Source organism: Cohnella sp. SGD-V74 (genome assembly GCF_003001675.1).
GTDB lineage: Bacteria > Bacillota > Bacilli > Paenibacillales > Paenibacillaceae > Cohnella.
The window spans coordinates 327,408-346,696 of record NZ_PVYW01000002.1; the positions used below are offsets into that span (position 1 = coordinate 327,408).

General features: G+C 59.3%; 17 protein-coding genes. 7 read left to right on the forward strand and 10 right to left on the reverse strand.

The annotated features are described in order from the left end of the window. Positions 1-527: 527 nt before the first annotated feature. The 4 genes from B0G52_RS03965 to B0G52_RS03980 all read right to left on the reverse strand — a co-directional run bounded on the left by B0G52_RS03965 (position 528) and on the right by B0G52_RS03980 (position 7,790). Positions 528-2,336: a cache domain-containing sensor histidine kinase gene (locus B0G52_RS03965; protein WP_094042215.1), complete on the reverse strand. Its 1,809-nt coding sequence runs from the start codon at positions 2,334-2,336 to the stop codon at positions 528-530. Beyond that, positions 2,329-3,966, reverse strand: a complete 1,638-nt coding sequence (locus B0G52_RS03970; RefSeq protein ID WP_094042216.1) for a response regulator transcription factor — start codon at positions 3,964-3,966, stop codon at positions 2,329-2,331. The genes B0G52_RS03965 and B0G52_RS03970 overlap by 8 nt, the downstream gene beginning before the upstream one ends. An 85-nt stretch (positions 3,967-4,051) precedes the next feature. Beyond that, positions 4,052-4,918, reverse strand: coding sequence for an NAD-dependent epimerase/dehydratase family protein (locus B0G52_RS03975; RefSeq protein WP_233162349.1), 867 nt, complete (start codon positions 4,916-4,918; stop codon positions 4,052-4,054). A gap of 202 nt (positions 4,919-5,120) precedes the next feature. Next, positions 5,121-7,790, reverse strand: coding sequence for an alpha-L-rhamnosidase (locus B0G52_RS03980; RefSeq protein ID WP_094042218.1), 2,670 nt, complete (start codon positions 7,788-7,790; stop codon positions 5,121-5,123). Positions 7,791-7,914: 124 nt separating this feature from the next. On the opposite strand from B0G52_RS03980, the gene B0G52_RS03985 reads away from it, so the two are divergent. Then, a complete protein-coding gene (locus B0G52_RS03985) occupies positions 7,915-8,784 on the forward strand; it encodes an AraC family transcriptional regulator (protein WP_158223573.1) in 870 nt (289 codons plus the stop codon). 40 nt (positions 8,785-8,824) lie between these two features. Here B0G52_RS03985 and B0G52_RS03990 read toward each other — a convergent pair whose 3' ends face one another. The 3 genes from B0G52_RS03990 to B0G52_RS04000 form a co-directional block, all read right to left on the reverse strand. Beyond that, on the reverse strand, positions 8,825-9,184 hold the full coding sequence (locus B0G52_RS03990; protein WP_094042220.1) for a response regulator: 360 nt from the start codon (positions 9,182-9,184) through the stop codon (positions 8,825-8,827). A 98-nt stretch (positions 9,185-9,282) separates the two neighbouring features. Further along, positions 9,283-9,858, reverse strand: a complete 576-nt coding sequence (locus B0G52_RS03995) for a beta-class carbonic anhydrase (RefSeq protein WP_094042221.1) — start codon at positions 9,856-9,858, stop codon at positions 9,283-9,285. Positions 9,859-9,951: 93 nt separating this feature from the next. Continuing rightward, positions 9,952-10,878 carry a S66 peptidase family protein gene (locus B0G52_RS04000; protein WP_094042222.1) on the reverse strand — a complete coding sequence of 309 codons (927 nt, stop codon included), beginning with the start codon at positions 10,876-10,878 and terminating at the stop codon, positions 9,952-9,954. Positions 10,879-11,029: 151 nt separating this feature from the next. Between B0G52_RS04000 and B0G52_RS04005 the strand changes: the two genes are divergently transcribed. From B0G52_RS04005 to B0G52_RS04015, 3 genes are all read left to right on the forward strand, one after another. Next, positions 11,030-12,178 carry a DUF4062 domain-containing protein gene (locus B0G52_RS04005; RefSeq protein WP_094042223.1) on the forward strand — a complete coding sequence of 383 codons (1,149 nt, stop codon included), beginning with the start codon at positions 11,030-11,032 and terminating at the stop codon, positions 12,176-12,178. After that, entirely contained in the window at positions 12,175-12,360 is a 186-nt protein-coding gene (locus B0G52_RS04010; RefSeq protein ID WP_094042224.1) for a hypothetical protein, read from the forward strand. The genes B0G52_RS04005 and B0G52_RS04010 overlap by 4 nt, the downstream gene beginning before the upstream one ends. A 74-nt stretch (positions 12,361-12,434) precedes the next feature. Further along, positions 12,435-13,301, forward strand: a complete 867-nt coding sequence (locus tag B0G52_RS04015) for a VOC family protein (RefSeq protein WP_094042225.1) — start codon at positions 12,435-12,437, stop codon at positions 13,299-13,301. A 73-nt stretch (positions 13,302-13,374) separates the two neighbouring features. Here the strand turns inward: B0G52_RS04015 and B0G52_RS04020 are convergent, their stop codons facing one another. Further along, positions 13,375-14,148: a hypothetical protein gene (locus B0G52_RS04020; RefSeq protein ID WP_094042226.1), complete on the reverse strand. Its 774-nt coding sequence runs from the start codon at positions 14,146-14,148 to the stop codon at positions 13,375-13,377. Between the two features lie 332 nt (positions 14,149-14,480). Here B0G52_RS04020 and B0G52_RS04025 point away from each other — a divergent pair, with 332 nt between their 5' ends. Genes B0G52_RS04025 through B0G52_RS04035 form a run of 3 tightly spaced genes read left to right on the forward strand, consistent with a single transcriptional unit; the run spans position 14,481 to position 16,929 of the window. After that, positions 14,481-15,197: an ABC transporter ATP-binding protein gene (locus B0G52_RS04025; protein WP_094042227.1), complete on the forward strand. Its 717-nt coding sequence runs from the start codon at positions 14,481-14,483 to the stop codon at positions 15,195-15,197. Then, positions 15,184-16,518, forward strand: coding sequence for an ABC transporter permease (locus B0G52_RS04030; protein ID WP_094042228.1), 1,335 nt, complete (start codon positions 15,184-15,186; stop codon positions 16,516-16,518). The genes B0G52_RS04025 and B0G52_RS04030 overlap by 14 nt, the downstream gene beginning before the upstream one ends. Positions 16,519-16,527: 9 nt before the next feature. Beyond that, the gene (locus tag B0G52_RS04035; RefSeq protein ID WP_094042229.1) at positions 16,528-16,929 is read left to right on the forward strand and encodes a hypothetical protein; all 402 of its coding nucleotides are present in this window, start codon (positions 16,528-16,530) and stop codon (positions 16,927-16,929) included. On the opposite strand, the gene B0G52_RS04040 is transcribed toward B0G52_RS04035, so the two are convergent. Continuing rightward, positions 16,926-17,558: a BsuPI-related putative proteinase inhibitor gene (locus B0G52_RS04040; protein ID WP_094042230.1), complete on the reverse strand. Its 633-nt coding sequence runs from the start codon at positions 17,556-17,558 to the stop codon at positions 16,926-16,928. The two genes, B0G52_RS04035 and B0G52_RS04040, sit on opposite strands and share 4 nt — an antisense overlap. Before the next feature lie 316 nt (positions 17,559-17,874). After that, positions 17,875-19,134 (reverse strand): MFS transporter, encoded by a 1,260-nt coding sequence (locus B0G52_RS04045; protein ID WP_233162351.1) that lies wholly within the window; start codon positions 19,132-19,134, stop codon positions 17,875-17,877. Positions 19,135-19,289: the final 155 nt, after the last annotated feature.

Below are 19,289 nucleotides of genomic sequence, written 5' to 3' on the forward strand. Positions count from 1 at the left end.
TGCGAATCCTCCTTCCCGACCGCCGATTGTAAGGGCTTTCATTTTTTCCTTGCGCGATCTTGCCTCCAGCGTAAACCAGACTTCCCTACTCCAAAATAAGGCAATCTTGGCATTTGCATAGGGATTTCTATCCCATTTTCGATTATTGGCTCTCTAAAGGGGGCAAACGGGGAGTTTCTGACGGGGGAGAGAGATAACCGATTTTGTCGAGTATCGTGGGCCAATTGGGACTTTTCGCGAGGGAGATAACCGATTTTGTCGAGTATCGTGAGCCGATTGGAGCTTTTGGCGAGGGAGATAACCGATTTTGTCGAGTATCGTGAGCCGATTGGAGCTTTTCGCGAGGGAGATAACCGATTTTGTCGAGTATCGTGAGCCGATTGGAGCTTTTGGCGAGGGAGATAACCGATTTTGTCGAGTATCGTGAGCCGATTGGAGCTTTTGGCGAGGGAGATAACCGATTTTGTCGAGTATCCCCGGCCGAAGAAGGGGACAAGCTGCCGCAGCGCCTGTCCCCCTCTCTTCGCTCAGTTCGAGTTCTGAATGCCGCCCGCCTCCTCCGGCCCTTCGTTCTCCAGAACGGGGTGGCGGAGCGTGATTTTCGTGCCCATGCCCGCTCCGGTGTCGATCGTCAGCTTATAGCCGTTGCCGAAGTAGAGCTTAAGCCTCTCGTTGACGTTGCGCAGCCCGACTCCCTGGCGACGCCCGCCCTTGCCGTCCGCTTCCTCCGAGTCCAACTGCCGCAGCACCGACTCCGGAATTCCCCGTCCGTTGTCGGTAATCTGAATGACGATGTCGTTCTCCTCCACGTATCCCGACAGAATAACCTTGCCCTTCTCGAAGTTGTCGCGAATGCTGTGATGGATCGCGTTCTCGACGAGAGGCTGCAGAAGCAGTCTCGTGAACGGAAGGGAAAGCATCTCCTCATCGAAGAAATACAGCACCCGCAGCGGCATTCCCATGCGGGCCTGCTCGATCTGGACGTAGGCTTTCACCTGATCGACCTCGCGGCCGACCGTCGTAATATCCTTGCCCTGATTCAGGCTCAACCGAAGCAGGTTCCCGAGCGCCGACACCATCTCTCCGATGTCGCTTCTGCCGTGATTTTCCGCCTTCCAGCGGATCGATTCCAGCGTATTGTACAGAAAATGAGGATTGATCTGATGGCTCAGCACCTGGAGCTCCAGTTCCTTCTTCTTTCTCTCCGACAAGGTCGTCTGCTCGATCAGAGCTTCGATCTTACGCGTCATGCTCTCGAAGCCCCGGTACAGCCAGCCGATCTCGTCCTCGCGGGAGGACGTCGGCCCCTTGTGGTCGAATTCGCCTTTTTCCAGCTTCCGCATCAACCTGACCAGCTTCACGACCGGCTGCGTGAAGTTCATCGTAATATAGATGACGACGCCCACCGAGCAGATCAAATAGATCGCCAGAAAGACGATAAGCAGCTTGTTCATCGTTTTGATCGGATGCGTCAGGGCGTGCAGGGGCGTCAGGCTGACGACCGTCCAAGGCTCGCTGTTCATTTTCGCGTATGTAATGAGCTTTCTCTCTCCGTCCATGTCGAGCGTTTCCGCGCCTTCGGAAGCGTTCTCCCGGATTTCCATGAACCGCTTGGAAGGGACGGGCTGGCCCGTCCATTCGTTGTCGTTCGAGTCGAACAGAACGGTTCCATCCCGGCCGACGATCAGAAACTTCTGCCCCTCCATCCGCTTGGACGGGGAGAAGAAGCGCCGCAGATGGTCCTCCGCCAGATCAGTCGCGATCAAGCCTCTCGGCGTCGTGTCGTACAGCCCGGTAAATCTCTTCACGTAGGTCAGCAGCGGCCTTCCGTACAACCCCTTCTCCGGCATGAAAAGATGCCACGTCGGCACGACGCTGCCGCTCGACGCCTTGAACCAGCTCTCCTGCTCGACTTGCGTGGACACGCCCATCGTATTCATATAGTTCGGGTACAGCGACGGCTTCAACGGGTATACCCTCACCCTGAGGGCGTCGATCTGGGGCTTGTGCTGGTAGACGAGCGCCAGCATGTTGACCGCGAACGCCTCCTCCTCTTCCTGGCTGCGGGGCTCGTGCTCCAGCCAGGTCTGCAGCGACCTGTTGCCGATCAAATCGTTGATCCGGTCGTTGACCTGCGTGAGATACGTTTCGAAATTCGCCTTCGCCTGCTGCAGATAACTCATGGAGAACGTTGCGTTCGCGTTCTGGATGCCTTCGATCGATTTCAGATACGCGTAATAAGCGAACACGATAAAAGGAACGATCGTGATCGCGAAGAAGATCAGAATCATTTTGTTGCGAAAAGAAGAGGCCAGCTTCAAGGAAGCCTTAATCATCCGCGATTCCCCTCTGCCTGCGGAATTCCTTCGGCGTGCATCCGACGTGCTTTTTGAACAGCTTCGTGAAATGGACCGGGTCCTTGTAGCCTACCTCGTAGGAGATTTGATAGATTTTGAACCTGACGTCGCCCAGCATCTCCTTGGCTTTCTGCACTCTGACTTCGGTCAAATATTCCAGGAACGTCATCTTCTTTTCCTTCTTGAACAGCTTGCTCAGCCAGACCGGCGTCACGTGCACCTCGTCGGCCACCACCTGCAGGCTCAGATTGTCCGAATAACGCTTGCCGATCATTTTCTCCGCCTGCAGCACAATCTGGCTGGGGGAAGCCGCCTGGCGGCGGAAGTCCGCGGCCATGTCCAGCAAATACCGCTCAACGGCCCCTTGCAGCGACTCCAGATGGTCGAACTGCTCCAGATGCTCCCAGACGAAGATCGGGTTTCTCTCCCAGCTCCGCTCCGCCCATCCGGCCGCCGCCGCTTTCCTGAACAAGTCCATCAGCCATTTGAAGATGTGCTGCTGAATATCTTTAAGCTGCGAGATTCCCCAGCTCTGAACCATGTCGACGAAGCCGCCCAGCGCCGCGGAGATCTCTTCGTCCGAGCCGTATCGGACGAGATCGAGCACCTCTCCGGCCTCCGCGAGGGACAGCTCCATCCGGTCTCCTCCGAAATCGTAGCCGTGCTCGGCGAATATCCGGTTTCCGCCGTATACCGCCTTCATCTCCAGCAGCTCTCCCGCTTCCAGGAACAACTCGTGAACGTGCGCCAGCTCCCTGGGCGCCGGATTGACGCCGATGCTGGCCTGAACCTTCACGTACTCGTTTATTCTTCTTAAGCAAGTTTGCGCGAGCGTCCGGACCGCCTGGTCATGCCCCTGCTGCCGACAGGAAAACACCGCGACGCAGCGCGAGCCGGAATCGCTGAAAACGGCGTAGGGATGGGGGAACTCCTCGGCGATCGTATGGTTGACGACGTTGCCGATGCCGAACAGCACCAGTTCCTTCTCGTTCACGAACGTCCGGCGATTCTCGATCGCCTTGAGATCGTCGGCTTCGACGATCATCAGCAGAAGAGGCTGCTGCGTCATCCAATCCAGCTTCAGCGTCTGCAGCCGGTGAAAAATTCTCGATTCGCGATAAGGATCGTATTCGCGCTCGACGAGTTCCCTCAGCAGCTCCTCCCTCAGCTTGGGCTCGGCCAGCTGCATCTGGCTGAGCAGTTGCGACTGGTTGTGCCGCTCGCGCTTGTCGCGCGCGATCAGCTCGGCCGCCTTGTACACGATGCGGCCCAGTTCGTCCGTATTGATCGGCTTCAAAATATAATCGATCGCCCCGAGCTGCATCGCCTGCTTGACCAGCTCGAAGTCGTCGTATCCGCTGATAACGACGGCTTTCCAGCAATGATCCGCCGCCCGGCCGAGCGAGTCGAGAAATTCCAGCCCGGACATCCGGCTCATCTTGATATCCGTGACGATCAGATCGGGCCTGAGGCTCAGAGCAAGCTCAAGCGCCGAATCCCCGTCGTCGGCCGCATATACTTCCTCCACTCCGTAGATGTGCCAAGGAATGCGCTTGCGCAATCCTTCCCGGATTTCGAATTCGTCGTCCACGATCAGCGCCCGCAACATATCGTTCACCCTTCCGCCAGCGAATGTCGTTATCTCCCATCATAACCGAACGCCGTTTAAACTTGCACGGGGGCAATCGCAAACTTTACAGGGAATCCTTAAACTCCGTCCACGAATGTTCAGGCTTCCAGTCCAGCGCCTGCTTCGCCAGCGCGTTGCTTGCGGCGGCCTCCCTGCCTCGGAATTCGACTCTTCTCTCCGCTTCGGGATAAAATTCGGAGAGCAGCCGGTCGGTAGGCCGATCGCTCAGCGTATCGTCGCTCGTGATGTTCAGCGCGTAAAATCCCGTGCGCTCGGAGACGAGCGCCGCCAGAGTCGCCCGCGCCGCATCCCGAATATCGATGTAGCTCCACAGAGAGCGGTAGTACCTTTCCGGTTCGCCCGTCTTTAATCCGGCATATTCCTTCTCCGCCACGATCATCGAATAGCGCAGAGCGAACACGCTCATCCCCCCGCGCCGCGCGAACATCGCCGCCGTCTGCTCGCCGACGGCTTTGGACAGCCCGTAGCACTCCTGCGGCAGCAGCGGATGGTTCTCGTCGACCGGAAAATATTCCGGCGGGAACGGCTGCGGCGCCCAGGCGAAGCCGTAAGCCGACTCGCTCGATCCGGTGACGACTTTCCGAATGCCGAGCAGCGAAGCGGCTTCCAGCACATTGTAGGTTGAAAGAACGTTGTTGGAGAAAATATAGCTGTTCGTGTGTCCCAGAGGCGCAGGGATCGCGGCCAGGTGAACGATCGCGTCGACCCCGCCGAGCGCCCCCGCCACTTGTCCGAAGTCGGACAAATCGACGGCAAGCTGTTCGCCTCCCAACCGGTCCGCACGTTTGGCGTCCAACGATCTGATCTTGTACCCTTCCTTCTTCAGCAATTCCACGACATGCGTCCCAAGCTTCCCGCTCCCGCCCGTCACCGCGATCGTCCGCATATGCTCCCGCCTTCCCCAACTCATGTTTAAGTGCTCTAATCATAACGCCCGCCCGTTCGGGCGGGCAAGGAGGCGATATTATACATTTGCGGTGCGATCTTGGCGGCTTGCCCGGACGGACGGAGGGGGACGGGAATACCTCGTCCGGAACGAGAAAGAGACATGCCTCCTCCCCTGCCGCAGGGCGGCTTTGGGCAGCTGCATGTCTCTTCCCTATTCATTCCGCTTACCAGCTGAAGCTGTACTGTCCGGAGCCGACCGTCAGCGTCACTCCGTCCTCCTCCTGCCGCACGGATGCGATGCCCGCCGCGGCGTCGAGCTTGGAGCCGTTCTCTTTCGCCGTCTCCAGCTTGGCGTTCGGCAGCTTGATTTCCGCCGTCGTATTCGCCGGAATCGTCGCCTCGAGCTCCATGCCCCCGTTATCCGTACGCTTCCAGCAGCTGCGCACTTCTCCGTACATCGTTTCCAGACGGGCTTCCGCCCAGTCCAGTCCCTCGCCCGGCTGCGGACGGACATGAATCTTCTTGTAGCCCGCGGCCTGCTCGTCGGTGTCGATGCCCGCGACCCGGCGGTACAGCCAGTCGCCGATCGCCCCATAGGCGTAATGGTTAAACGAGTTCATGTCCTTGCTCCAGAACGAGCCGTCCTCCTTGATGCCGTCCCAGTGCTCCCAGATCGTCGTCGCGCCCTTCGTCACCTGATACAGCCAGGATGGGTAGTCCTGCTGGAACAACAGCTTGTAGGCCGCGTCGTTGTGACCGCTGTCGGTCAGCACGTGGTTGAGGTACGGCGTGCCGACGAAGCCTGTCGTCAGATGGTGCTTGCTCTCCTCCAGCAGCTCGAGCAACTTCTTCTCCGCCCGCTTCTTGGCCTGCTCATCGAGAATGCCGAACATGAGCCCAAGCACTTGCGCCGTCTGGGTCGGCACGGTCAGCCGGCCGTTCGGGCTGACGAACTCCCGATGGAATGCGGAGACGATCCGCTCGTACAGCCCGGCGTACTTATCCGCGTCCTCGCGCTTGCCGAGCGTCTCGGCGATCTTCTGCAGCAAGGAGGTCGAATAGGCATAGAAAGCCGTAGCGATATAGTCGCGGTCGGTCGCGCCGATATAGGTGTCCGGCTTGGAATCGAGTCCGAGCCAATCGCCGAAGTGGAAGCCCGTATTCCACAGATGCTCGTCGTCTCCCTGCTTGCGGATGTACTCGACCCACCCCGCCATGCTCTCGTACTGCTCCTCCAAAATTCTTTTATCTCCATAGCAAAGATAGATCGTCCAAGGACAAATGACCGCCGCGTCTCCCCATGCGGAGGAAGAATGGGAGTTCTCGTCCAGGACGTTCGGAATAACGAACGGAACGCCTCCGTCCTCGCGCTGGTCCGCGGCCAAATCCCGGCTCCACTTCGTGAAGAACGGAGCGATGTTGCGCAAGTGCGCGGCCGTACGGATGAACATCTGGGCGTCGCCCGTCCAGCCGAGCCGTTCGTCGCGCTGAGGACAATCGGTGGGCACGTCGAGGAAATTGCCCTTCAGTCCCCACTCGATATTGTGCTGCAGCTGATTGACGAGCGGGTCCGAGCAGGAGAAGCTTCCCGTCGGGGCCATGTCGGTGTGCAGCACGACTCCGGTGAAGTCCTCCAGTTGGATCGGCTCGGGAAAACCGGTCAGCCGAACGTAGCGGAATCCTTGGAACGAGAATCTCGGCTCGTACGTCTCCGCTTCCCCGCCTTTCAGCGTATAGCGGATTTCCTGCTTGGCCGCCCGCAGATTGTCCGTGTAGAAATTGCCGTCCTTGTCCAGCACCTCCGCATGGTGTACGACAACCTCGGCGCCTGCTTCGCCTCTCACCGTAAACTTCAGCCAGCCGACCATGTTCTGCCCAAGGTCAAGAACGGTCTCGCCGAGCGGCGTCTTGATCAGCTCGATCGGCTTGATCTCCTCGAACTTGCGCACCGGGTCGTTCTCCTGCATGAGCAGCGGGTCGTTCGACTGCTCGACGATCGCGACCGCTTCCCACTTCCCGTCGTCGTAGCCGGGCTTGCTCCATCCCGGAATTTCCAATCTCGCGTCGTACGTCTCCCCGTGGTAGATCTCGGACATCAGAATCTGGCTGGCCGTCGTACGCCAGCTTTCGTCGGAGACGACCGTCTGCTCCGTACCGTCTTCATACTCGATGTGCATTTGCAGAAACAGCGCCTGCCGGTTGCCGTATAGGCAATAGTGGTCGTTCCACGCCAGCGGCCCCTTGTACCAGCCGTTGCCCAGCATCGCGCCGATCGCGTTCTCGCCTTCGCCGAGCATCGTCGTCACGTCGTACGCTTGCACTTGAATCCGGTGCTTGTAGCTCGTCCAGCCGGGCGTGAAATAATCTTCGCCGACCCGAGCGCCGTTCAGCTCCAACTCGTACAGGCCGAGGGCGGTGGCGTAGATCCGCGCCCTCTTCACGCCTTGGCCGACCTCGAAGCTTCTGCGAAGCAGCGGACTTCTCTCCACGTACGTGTCGGGACGGTTCTTCCACTGCTCTTCCGGCTTATCCACGCCGATCCATTGCGCGCTCCATTCGCTCTTGTCCAGGACGCCCGTCTCGAACCAGGCCGGCTCCGACCATTCCGAAGCTTCTCCCGAGGCTGCCCATACCCGGACGCGGTAATGATAGCGCTTGCGCGAAACGACTTCCAAACCGGTGAGCTCGACGTGCAGCGACTGGTCCGACTGCACCTTGCCCGAGCTCCATTCCGCCGCCGAGAAATCCGGATCGGCCGCAATCTCGATCTCGTAAGCGCTCTGTACGACCGCTCTCTCCTCCGAAGACAGCTTCCAACTGATGCGCGGCCTCTTGACGTCCAGACCGAGCGGATTTCGCTTATACTCGCAACGCAATTCGATAACCTGCAGCATAAATAACCAGGCTCCCCTCTCTTACTGCCGAATTGCCTCTATGATATAATGGTTTCTACAAAAAGTATCCGGGTATTACGGACATTTAAATAGGGGAATACGGACATTTTAAGGAGGTGCTTTGGTGAACCCGATCCATACCTTAAAGGGCGATTACTTCTTCCATCACAATCGGCTCGTCTACGTCAACCGCGCCTCTGAAGATTTCGAAGTGCCGGTGCACGACCACGACTTCATCGAGTTCGCCTTCATAGCGGAAGGCACCGGATTTCACCATGTCGGCGGGCAGGTCCACCCGATTCACAGGGGACAGCTCTTCTGCATCCCGATCGGCACTCCTCACGTCTTCCGCCCCGCTTCCGCGGATGTCGCCAAGCACCCTCTGACCGTCTATAACTGCGTATTTTCGCCCGCGCTGCTGGGTAGGCTCGCCGCCTTCGTCACAGACCCGAGGCTGGCGCGGTTCATCGGCGAATTGAGAGACGGAGCCTCGCCTTATTTCTACCTCTCCGACACGGACGATACGATCGAGCGGCTGATGCTGGCGATGCACCGGGAGTTCTCCATGCCTCGGGGCGCTTCTTCCGATTATCTGGACACCCTTCTCATCCAATTGTTCATCGTCGTGCAGAGATTGAAGCATGACGCGCCGTCCGCTTCCGTCCGCAAATTCACGCAATTCGACCATCTGCTGTCCTACATGGAGCAGCATCTTGCCGAGCCGTTGTCGCTGCGGAGCCTGGCCGAGATCAGCCGCTGGAGCGAACGGCATCTGCAGCGCCTGTTCCGGCAGCATACGGAGCAATCGTTCAACAGCTATTTGCAGGCTTTGCGCATTCAGAAAAGCTGCGAGCTGCTCCGCAGCACGGCGCTGAAGATCGGCTCAATCGCCGAGACGGTCGGCTACAGGGATACCGCTTCCTTCCTCTCGGTCTTCAAGCGAATCGTCGGCGCGACACCCAGCGAATACAGGAGAGGGGCCGTCAAGGCATAAAAAAAGACCGCTCCATTGCCTGAGGCAGAGCGGTCCTGCTTTATCCGATCGCTTTCGAGACCGCTTCGAGAACCCGGTTCGACTGGAACGGCTTGACGATGAAATCTTTGGCCCCGCTTTGAATCGCTTCGATGATCAAATTTTTCTGACCCATCGCGGAGCACATGACGATATTGGCGGACGGATCGATCTTGCGGATTTCCTTCACCGCTTCGACGCCTTCCATGACGGGCATCGTTATGTCCATCGTCACGAGATCGGGCCGCAGCGACCTGTATTTATCGACCGCCTCGAGGCCGTTCGCCGCCTCGGATACGACCTCGTGGCCGGCCTTCACCAAAATGTCCTTCAGCATAGCCCGCAAAAACGCGGCATCGTCGACGACCATAATTTTCGCCATCTTGTTCAACCTCCCGAGCGTAGAGCCTATATCTCTATCATACTCGACGGCTCTCAACAAATTCTGAACAAGCGGCTTATCGGGATTTTCGCGCCGTTTTAGCGAGGTTTGGCTTCCGCGTAACCGTCGATCAGCCACTCCAGCTTGCCCGTATCCGGATGGATCAGGAAGCCGTGGACCGGTACGAAATCGGGCACGAGCGGATGCTTGCGGATCATTTGGACGCTGTGCTTGACGCCGTCCTCAGGCTTGTCGAAGCCCTTGAGGAAACGCTCCATCCGGATGCCCGAATTTTCGAGCGTGTCCAGCACGACTTCGGATATGCCATTCTGCTTAAACTTCTTCACGAGCGCTCCCGAGTCGAGCTGGGTCATGCCGCAGCCGTGATGCCCGATGACGAGCACTTCCTTGGCACCCATCTCGTGGATGGCGATCAGAATGCTCCGCATGGCGCTCCCGAACGGCTGCGTCAGCACCGCGCCGGCGTTCTTGATGAACTTGGCGTCTCCGTTGCGCAGATTAAGCGCCTTGGGCAGCAGCTCGACGAGCCGCGTATCCATACAGGTCAGAATGGCGACCTTCTTCTCCGGGAACTTGTCCGTCAAATATTTCTCGTACTTGCGCTGATCGACGAATTCTTGATTAAAATCCAAAATATCGCTGACAAATGACATGTGTTATTTCCCCTTTCCTAGATGCACAAAAAAAAGAGACAAGACCAATGTTGTCTCTTAAGTTTATTTCGATTCGCGCAAAAATGCAAAGGATTATGAATACGTCACCGCCGGCTCCAGCCATGTCAGCGTCCCTTCGCTCGCGTTCAGATTAACGAACGCGCCGATCGGGACGGCCGCCTTGTACGTGCCGTGGCCGGATGCCAAATTCGTGACGAGCGGCTTGCCCAGCGGAACGATAAACTCTTCTATGACGTCTTCGTAAGTTTTGCCGTATGCGTCCTGGCAGCCGGTGCACTCTCCCATGACGATGCCCCGGCAATCCCGGAATTTACCTGCGAGCCGCAGCTGCTCCAAGTATCGAAACACCGTGTTCACCGGCTCGTGAACCTCCTCCAGCAGCAGGATTTTGCCCCGGGTATCGATCTCGTAAGGCGTTCCGAGCGTCCCCGTCAGAGAAGTCAAGTTGCCTCCGACGATCGGCCCGCTGACGTTGCCCGGCACTCTGGGAACAAGCGGCGCGCCCGGAGGATTGTTCAGCGGCCGCGGCACCCCGGTCGAGGACGTCGCCGTGAAAAACTGTTCGATATTGTAAGGCGGAGTATCCGGTCTGAAATCGATCAGCAGCAAGCTGTGCAGCGTCACGATGCCGGACAGCTGCGCCAGCGCGTTGAGCAGAACGGTAATGTCGCTGTAGCCGCTGACGATTTTCGGATGCCGCCGGATGAATCCGAAATCCAGATAGGGCAGTATCCCTTCTACTCCCACGCCTCCGCGGGACGGCAAAATGAGCCGCACGTCCGGATCGGCGAACATGCTCATCAGATCCTCCGCTCTATCGCGGGCGGTTCCCGCCAGAAAGCCGTTCTCGTCGTAGACGTGCCGTCCGACGACGACGTTCAGGCCGAGCGTCCGCAGGTAGGCGATCCGGGCGTCGATCGTCGCCGGCGCGAGCGGACTGCCCAGCGTGACGATTCCGACCGTGTCCCCCCGCCGCAAAGCCAATGGTTTGATCGCCATCCCGTACGATCGCTCCCTCCCGTTTGTTTTCGCTAATGCTATATGTATGTGCTCCGGGGCCGGGATAGCCTAGCGAAATTCGCGATGCCGCGGCTCGTCCTATGGGTTATAATGGAAGAAAGTCGGTTGCGACAGGGGGCGGGATAACGAATTGGCCAAAGCGAAAATTTTCATCAGCTCGGTCAACGAGGACGGGCTGAAGCGGCTGCGCAAGGAGGCGTTCGACGAACTGCGGCAGCTCGGGCACGAACCGGTCATGTGGGAGGAAAATCTCGGCCCGTGGCCGGCCTACGCGGACCCGGTCTCCAAGTGTCTTGACGCGGTCGGGGAGGCCGACATCTTCCTGCTGTTCGTCGGCAGCCGCGGCGGCACTTACTACAAGGAAGCGCAGCGCACGGTGACTCATATGGAGTTCATCCAGGCGTACGACAAGGGCAAGACGATTCTCGTGTTCGCGGACACGAGCGTCAAAGCCGCGTTCTTCGGCACGGTGCGGAAATGGATCGACGACTTTCTGGAGCAATACATGACCGAATCCGGAAGGCCTCCTTCGACCGACGAAGTGCTGGCCGCGCTTCGGCACCACCCGGGCGTTCCGTCGCACGTCGACCCTTACGTCTGGTTTCTGCTTCACGATCTGTCCGTCCGCAACGTCTATATGGACGACCTCTCGCTCGGCGTCCGGATCGATTGGCCAACCTACTTCAGCGATCTGCTGCGGCGCGGGTCCATGCTGCTGCCGCTCAGGAACTCGATCATCGAGAACGGCCGCAGACTCGCGCAATCGGACGAAGCCTTCCGCCTGCTGCCCGAGCTGGCCTCGCTGCAGCCCAAGGCGGACGGACCCGATTACGAGGCGGTTCTGGGCGCGGTCGCAAGCCGAATGACGGGCGGGCGAATCGAGCACCGGTACGGCCCGTACGTATCGGAGACGGTCGGAACGTACGAGTCCTGCATCGGGGCGACGCTGTACGCGCGGGAAGGCGAAAAAATGCGATTCGTCGCAAAATGGGGAGACGTCGCGTGGAACCGCTCGTTCCGGCTGGACGACAAAGGCTCCTACGTGGCGCTGACTTACCAGATGAACAAGGACACCGTCCACTACACGCAGAGTAAATCAATGTTTTACGGCTGCTTCAAGCACGGCGAGCACGTTCTGACGCTGCATTGCCCCGCCGGCCCGGATTGGGACAACCGCAAATACGTCACTTATCAGGAAAGCGTCAATGATGCTATAATGAATAAAAACCCGTATCTCGTCTTCTTGGTCAAAATGGTTTTGGGAGGTTTGCTGGCATGAACGTCTACGTATCCAAAAACGGCAAAGTCAGCCTGGCCGTCGGAGAACAGCCGAAAGACGCGCTCCTGTTCGCCCCTGCGAAGAAATCGTCGACGCAGCTCGTGCAAGAGGACCTGTCCGCGTGGAAAATAAGCAACTCCTTGATTCAGGAGCGGTTCGCCCAGGCGACGCAGAGACAATAATTAAACCATTCTGAACGACTGCCCGCAGGCCTCGCATGCCTGTCGGGCAGTTTTTTAACGGAGGTATGACGACCATGACCCGTTCTATTCACCCCGATACCGCGCTTGGCCGGCTGCAGCTTAGAGTCAGCGATCTCGATCGCTCCATCCGCTTCTACACGGAGGTCGTCGGCTTTCGTCTGCTCGGCCGCGCCGGGAACATCGCTTCGCTGACAGTCGACGGCCGCGCCGAATTTCTCGTTCTGGAACAGATTCCGAACGCCGTCGTCACGCCGGAGAGGTCGGCGGCCGGCCTGTACCACTTCGCGATTCTCGTGCCGACCCGTGAACAGCTCGGACTGTCGCTCCGCCGGTTGGTCGAATCCGGCATCCCGATCGGACAGGGCGATCATCTGGTCAGCGAAGCGCTGTACATCTCCGATCCCGACAACAACGGCATCGAAATCTACTGCGACCGTCCCCGCTCCGAGTGGCGGAAGGACGCCGACGGCAACTACGTGATAGCTACCGATCCGGTCGACATCCGCGGGTTGCTGGAGCTCGCGGGCGACAAGCCGTGGAACGGGCTTCCGGAGGGCACAACGCTGGGCCACATCCATCTGCACGTGAGCGATCTCGCCGCATCGCGCGCTTTCTATTGCGACGTCATCGGCTTCGACGTCGTCGCCGATCTCGCCCGGACGATGCGCGCCTGCTTTATCTCTGCCGGCGGCTATCACCACCATATCGGCATCAACGTATGGGCCGGCGTCGGCGCGCCCCTGGCTGCCGCCCACGCAACCGGCCTGTCCTACTACACGATTGTCGTTCCCGACGCGGCCGAGCTGGAGCGCATCGCCGCCGACCTGGAACGCGCCGGCTTCCAAGCGGAGCGGAAAGACGGCTTCGTGCGTACACAGGACCCTTCCGGCATCGAGGTTCGCTTGACTGTAGGCGGTTGACGATGATCGATGGAGGCTGGCGACATAAAAGAAGACGGACATCCGGAATTGCCGGAATATCCGTCCTCCCGTCTTATTCCGCCGAGCTGTCGGCAGCCGCGTTCGGCTTGGCCGGTTTCCCGGCGCCGTGTCCCCGCTCGCCGCCGCCGTGCCGGAAGCCGCCTTCAACGATCCGCTCCGCTCTCTCGCCCGCTTCCGCCAGCTTCTTGTCCGCCTGCTCCTGCGTGATCTCGCCGGCTTGCAGCGCTTCGGCAACGCTCTTCTCAATCGCCGCCTTCTGCGCGTCGACGAGCTTCTGGACGTCCACGCCCTTGTCTGCGGCAACGTCCGCGATCGTCTTGCCCTCCTTAAGCTGCGCCTTCAATTCGTCCGCGGTCAGCCCCAATGCTCCCGCGATTGCGGTCAAATCCGCCGATGCGATCCGATCGGCGCCTTTGCCCGAATGGTGCCCGCCAGTCCGCGGCTGAGCGTCGATCAAGGCGTCCAGCCCGTCCGCGAACTTCTGCTTCCGCTCCTCCAGCTTCTTGTCGTGCGCCTCGGTCAATGCGGCTTTCAAGCTCTCCCTGCTCACTCCTTGCTCTTCCGCGATCTGCGCCAGCGTCGAACCTGCTTTTAATTTCTCCCGGTAAGTCTCCTTGTCCAGCTTGAGCAGCTCCAGCACTTCCTCGCCAACCTCGCCTTTCCCGAACAACTCCGCTCCGAAGCCTCTGTGGCTCTCTTCTATAGGCGCTGCCTTTGCCCCTCCAGACGCGGACGTATCGCCCGATACCGTCGCCGCATAAGCGGAGAACGGGATCATGACCGCCAGAGCGGCCGTGATGCCAAACGTCTTTACCGATTTTCTCATCTGTGGTCCTCCTTGACAGGAAATTTGGTCTTGCCACGTCCAGTATTGCCGCCAATCCTGAGCGAGGGCTGAAACCAACCTTAGGGGAACCTTAGCAGGGGCTGAAAGTTCGTTGAACGGCCGTCAGCCAATCTTAAGATTTTCTTTAGGTGTTGTTACCGAATCATTAAGATTACGTCTATACAATCATGTATATAGGTTGCAACGACTATATAAGCGAAATCACAGATACGTCGAAGAACGGACCCGCTGAAACGGAGAAAGGGAATGCAATAGCTTCCTGTTCACGGGTCCAGCCTATATAGACAGAGATAGGAGCGGAGGAACAACGCATGATAGAAATGATCCAAGTCAGCCACCGGTTCGTCATCGGCAAGAAGGGCCGGGAACGGGTCGTGCCCGTGCTGCACGATATCGACTTGCACGTCGAAAAAGGAGAAATCGTCGCGATCGTCGGACGAAGCGGCTCCGGTAAATCCACGCTGCTGAACTTAATGTCCGGCTACATTCACCCGACGTCGGGGACGATCCGCGTGGCGGGGCAGGCCGTGACCGGACTGAGCGAAGGGGACTGGGCCGACTTCCGGCTTGCCCATCTGGGCTTCATGTTCCAGAGCTTCCAACTCATCCCGAGCATGACCGCGTTCGAAAACGCCGAGCTGCCGCTCGTGCTTAAGGGAATCGACGTCGCGGAACGCAAAAAACGAGTCATGGCGCTGCTTCATCAGGTCGGCGTCGCCGAATATGCCGGCCATTATCCCGGAGAGCTGTCGGGCGGCCAGCAGCAGCGTGTGTCCGTCGCCAGAGCGCTCATGCTTAATCCGCCGATCGTGCTCGCGGACGAGCCTACCGGAAGCCTCGACAGCGACAACGAGCGGCAGCTGCTCGCTCTCATCCGGGAGCTTAACCGGGAGCTCGGCATTACCTTCGTTCTCATCACTCACGACGAACAGGTCGCCGCCACGGCCCATCGCACCATCGCGCTGAAGGACGGCTACTTGTTGAACGCTCCGCGGAAGGGAGAAGCCCATTCTTATGAAATTCAATGATCAAGTCCGGTTCGTCCGGCAAAATATGAAGAAAAACAAAACGCGCCTGTTCATGACCGTGCTCGCGACGGCGATGGGCTGCGCCTTCCTGATCGTGCTCGCTTCGGTCGGATTCGGCTTGCAGAAGAGCATCGTCGACAAGGTCGTCGGAGACCGGCTCGTCACCGCCATCGACGTCTACGGCATCGCTTCGGAAGACGGCGTGGACCGCCAGATCGACGAGAAGGGCATCGCGTACTTGCGCTCCGTCGATCGCGTCAAGGCGGTCACGTACCGGAATAACGTCCGGCAGACGATTCGTTCTACTGTCGACGGAGCTGCCGTAATGCCCGGGAAAGTCATCAACGTCGATTTCGAAGCCGAGACCGCGGCGGGCTTCGGACTCAGCGCGGGACGGCTTCCGCAAGCGGATGACGAAGTCGTCATCGGGTATTATTCGCGAATTCCCGCTGAAGGCTTCAAGCCGGGCGACGAGCCTCCCTCCGCCGGGGAGTGGCTCGGCAAGACGATGAGCATGGAAGCTTCCCAGTTCGAGACGGACGGAACCGAGCGGAAGAAGTCGTTCTCCGTCAAGATCGTCGGCATTGCCGCCAAGCCTTCGAGGGAATGGCAGATCGATAATTCGGTTTACATCGGCAACGCGGCGATGGGGAATATCGAGAGCTTCACCGGCACGCAATGGGGTGAGCAGCGCATCGCACCGGACAAGGAAAACCCCGAAGGCTACGAGCCGCCGGGGCTGCAAGATCCGCGCCAGTATAGCGAGATCCAGGTCATTGCGGACGGCGCCCGACATGTGAAGGCAATCGCGGAGCAAATTCGCGAGCAAGGCTACTTCGTCCACTCCGTCGCGGACGAGCTCGATCAGATCAATCTCGTGTTCCTCATCATGAAGATCGGTCTCGTATTTGTCGGCACGATCGCCGTGCTGATCGCCTCCATCGGCATCTACAACACGATGACGATGGCCGTCACCGAACGCGCGCAGGATATCGGCATTATGAAGGCGATCGGCGCCCATCCATCGGCCATCCGGCGAATCTTCCTGCTGGAGAGCGCCCTGATCGGCTTGCTCGGGGCGATCATCGGCACGGCCGTCGCGTACGTCGTCTCGATGGCCGTGAACGCCGGTCTTCCGCTCATTATCGAAGGCTTCATGGACGAGAAGGTGCCGCAAGATTTCCGCTTCTCCTTCATTCCGGGTTATCTAGCCGCGCTGTCGAGCCTGATCTCGCTTGCCGTCGCCCTGCTGTCCGGCTCCCGTCCGGCTCGCAGAGCTACGCGGATCGACGTGCTGCGGGCGCTCAGAAGGGATCTGTGACGAACCGCCATGAAACTGCTTAGACGCCTGATGCTCGTCTATCTGTCGATCGGAGCCCTGCTCGTCCTGTTCATTCTATGGGGAATCAAATGGATGGAACCTTTCGGACCGCTGAGAATCACGGTCGTGAACGAGACAAGCGCCGATCTTGTCGCAGTCGAAACCCGCGCCGTCTCCAGCTCCGGCAGCTCGAAGCACTTCTACCGGCAGCGCATCGAAGCCGGGCAGAGCGCCAGGATCAGGCCCGAGCTCAGCCTGACCGGGGAAGGCGGCGTCTACCAGAAGTTCGTCTTCGACGGCGGCGAACCGAAGGAAGCCACCGTCTGCGGGTATACGGAGAGCCTATCCGGCACGGCCAAGGTTACGCTTCGGGCGGACGGCCGGATAGAAGTGGAGCAGAGCTGCAGTTAGCTCTGCTCCTTCTTGATCGTCACGTCCGCCTCGGCCTCCAACTGTCCGGGAGCGAGAAGCTGTCCTCCCGGCAGATCTGCTGCAGCGTGAATGATCAGCCGCACCGTGTAGTCTCCGTCCGGAACCGGCGCTCCGGAGTTGTCCGCAAGGCTCCACTCTTCCTCGAACTCGAGCGCTTCGTCCCGCTTCAGCTTCTTCTCGATCAGCGCTTGCGTAAAGCTTTTATCGAGCGACCATCTGTACACCTCGTCATGCCGCCCGTCGTACACGGCGAAGTCGTATTGCATGCCGGAGCCGAACGTCAGCTCAAGCTCGCGCCCGGATACGTTCTTCACCGAGAAAGCGAGCTTGACGCTCTCTGTCCCCGCCTTCGCTTCCAGCTTCGTATGCAACAGATCCTTGACGTACGTCGGACGCTTCTTGGCGGTCGGCGGCAGCGCCCTCTCTCCCTGCTTGCCGATCCGCTCCCCCTCGGAGGCCTCCACGGCGCGGCTTAGGGAAGCTTCCGCCTCAATCGCCGGAGCGGCTTCCCCGCCGACGACCGGTTCGTCGGCCTTCTTCACGACGCAGCTTCCGATAAGCAGCAGCGCGGCGAAGGAGACCGCCAGCCAAGCCATTCTTGTTTTCATCTCGGATCACCTCTATTCTGTACGGAAAAACTTTCCTGTATTGTAGTGACGTTAGCAGTGCTCTCTATGTTGCACATTAGCCGCTCCCACAATCCCCCTGATCCGTTTTCGACATATTCTATGCCAACGCCGATCGGCCGTCTACGGCTCCCGGACAAGTCCATCTCATAGTGTCATAAATCCTGATTATGTATAACGCCGGACCCAGTTCTTGAGGTAGCCCGTGGTACGAGCATATTGGGCGAGCCTGTGGGGCATTAGATTACAAAAACCGCCCCCGCGATGCGGAGACGGCTTCTCTTCCAGGAGTAACGGTTTATTTTTGTCCGGACGCTGCTCCCGCGCTTCTCTTCGGGCGATCCGAAGGCAGCAGCAGGGCGAACAGGCCGACAAGCGGGAAAAAGCTGATCGCGAACATGACATCGTTGATGCCGAACGTGTCGATCGCCTGGCCGAGAGCGACTCCGCCGATCGCTCCCATACCGAAGGCCAGGCCCGTCGTCAGACCCGAAGCCATGCCTACGTTCGCCGGCATGAGGAACTGCGCGTAGACGACGCTGACGGAGAAGCCCGACAGGATGACGAAGCCGAGCAGCGCGATGAGCGGGTATACCCAGAACAACGGCAGATGCGGCAGCAGCAGCGCAAGGGGAGAGGCGCCGGCGATCGAGAATACGATCATGTTCTTCAGGCCGAACTTGTCCGCCAGCACGCCGCCGAAGAATGTACCGAGCACGCCCGCGGCCAGGAACAGGAACACGGGAATTTGCGCCTGCTGCGTCGTCAGCCCGTAGTCAAACTTCAAGTAAAATTGATAAAAGCTGCCGATGCCGGAATGATACCAGGAGCGCGCGAACACGAGGAAGACGAGCATGCCCATCGCGAACTTGACCCGCGGATGGCTCGCCTTCTCGGTCACGGTCGATCCGGATGCGCGGGCCGCCGCCGTGGCCGCCCGCTGTCGCTCCCATTCGCCGAGCTTACGCTTGTACCAGGGAAGCAGGCCGAGCAGCACCGCGATCCCGAAGCCGGCAAACAGCGTCCCCCACATCGCGCCAATCTGGCCCAAGTGAACGAAGATGAGTGCAGTCATCAGCGGTCCGAGCGTGCTTCCCGCGTTGCCTCCGACCTGGTAGACGGACTGGGCGAAGCCTCTCCGCCCTCCGGCCGCGAAATAGACGACGCGCGACCCTTCCGGGTGAAAGATGGCCGAGCCGAGCCCGATGAACACGACCGCAAACAGCAGCACCCAGAACTGCGGGGCCAGCGCCAGCCCGACCATGCCGATCAGGCTGAGCCCCATGCCGATCGGCAGCATGTTCGGCAGCGTCCTCTTGTCCGAATACGCGCCGACGACGGGCTGCATGACCGACGAGGTCATATTGAGCATGAAACCGATCCACCCGAGCTGCACCATCGACAGGTTAAGCGATTCCTGCAGGATCGGATACAAAGCCGGGACGACCGCCTGCATCGAGTCGTTCAGCATATGGACAAGGCTGATGGCCAGCAGAACGGGCAAAACCGTCTTCGTCCCCGGGTTCGCCGCCCCTTTAACTCCCGCAACTGTAGCCAAAACTATTCCCTCCGATGGCGTTGTAACCTTATGAATTATACCAGTGTAGAATCGGGGTGCGGGGAAGTCAAGACAAGCAATCGCGAGCTTGACGGCAAAAACGCCCGCTTAGGGCGGGCGTTTTCTCTCAGGGAGCCGAATACGAGTTTTTTGCC

What these genes read in the sequence shown, in the direction of transcription:
- B0G52_RS03965 (WP_094042215.1), bottom strand. Translation starts at nt 2,336, where the DNA reads ATGATTAAGGCTTCCTTGAAGCTGGCCTCTTCTTTTCGCAACAAAATG.
- B0G52_RS03970 (WP_094042216.1), bottom strand. Translation starts at nt 3,966, where the DNA reads ATGTTGCGGGCGCTGATCGTGGACGACGAATTCGAAATCCGGGAAGGA.
- B0G52_RS03975 (WP_233162349.1), bottom strand. Translation starts at nt 4,918, where the DNA reads ATGAGTTGGGGAAGGCGGGAGCATATGCGGACGATCGCGGTGACGGGC.
- B0G52_RS03980 (WP_094042218.1), bottom strand. Translation starts at nt 7,790, where the DNA reads ATGCTGCAGGTTATCGAATTGCGTTGCGAGTATAAGCGAAATCCGCTC.
- B0G52_RS03990 (WP_094042220.1), bottom strand. Translation starts at nt 9,184, where the DNA reads ATGGCGAAAATTATGGTCGTCGACGATGCCGCGTTTTTGCGGGCTATG.
- B0G52_RS03995 (WP_094042221.1), bottom strand. Translation starts at nt 9,858, where the DNA reads ATGTCATTTGTCAGCGATATTTTGGATTTTAATCAAGAATTCGTCGAT.
- B0G52_RS04000 (WP_094042222.1), bottom strand. Translation starts at nt 10,878, where the DNA reads ATGGCGATCAAACCATTGGCTTTGCGGCGGGGGGACACGGTCGGAATC.
- B0G52_RS04010 (WP_094042224.1), top strand. Translation starts at nt 12,175, where the DNA reads ATGAACGTCTACGTATCCAAAAACGGCAAAGTCAGCCTGGCCGTCGGA.
- B0G52_RS04015 (WP_094042225.1), top strand. Translation starts at nt 12,435, where the DNA reads ATGACCCGTTCTATTCACCCCGATACCGCGCTTGGCCGGCTGCAGCTT.
- B0G52_RS04020 (WP_094042226.1), bottom strand. Translation starts at nt 14,148, where the DNA reads ATGAGAAAATCGGTAAAGACGTTTGGCATCACGGCCGCTCTGGCGGTC.
- B0G52_RS04025 (WP_094042227.1), top strand. Translation starts at nt 14,481, where the DNA reads ATGATAGAAATGATCCAAGTCAGCCACCGGTTCGTCATCGGCAAGAAG.
- B0G52_RS04030 (WP_094042228.1), top strand. Translation starts at nt 15,184, where the DNA reads ATGAAATTCAATGATCAAGTCCGGTTCGTCCGGCAAAATATGAAGAAA.
- B0G52_RS04035 (WP_094042229.1), top strand. Translation starts at nt 16,528, where the DNA reads ATGAAACTGCTTAGACGCCTGATGCTCGTCTATCTGTCGATCGGAGCC.
- B0G52_RS04040 (WP_094042230.1), bottom strand. Translation starts at nt 17,558, where the DNA reads ATGAAAACAAGAATGGCTTGGCTGGCGGTCTCCTTCGCCGCGCTGCTG.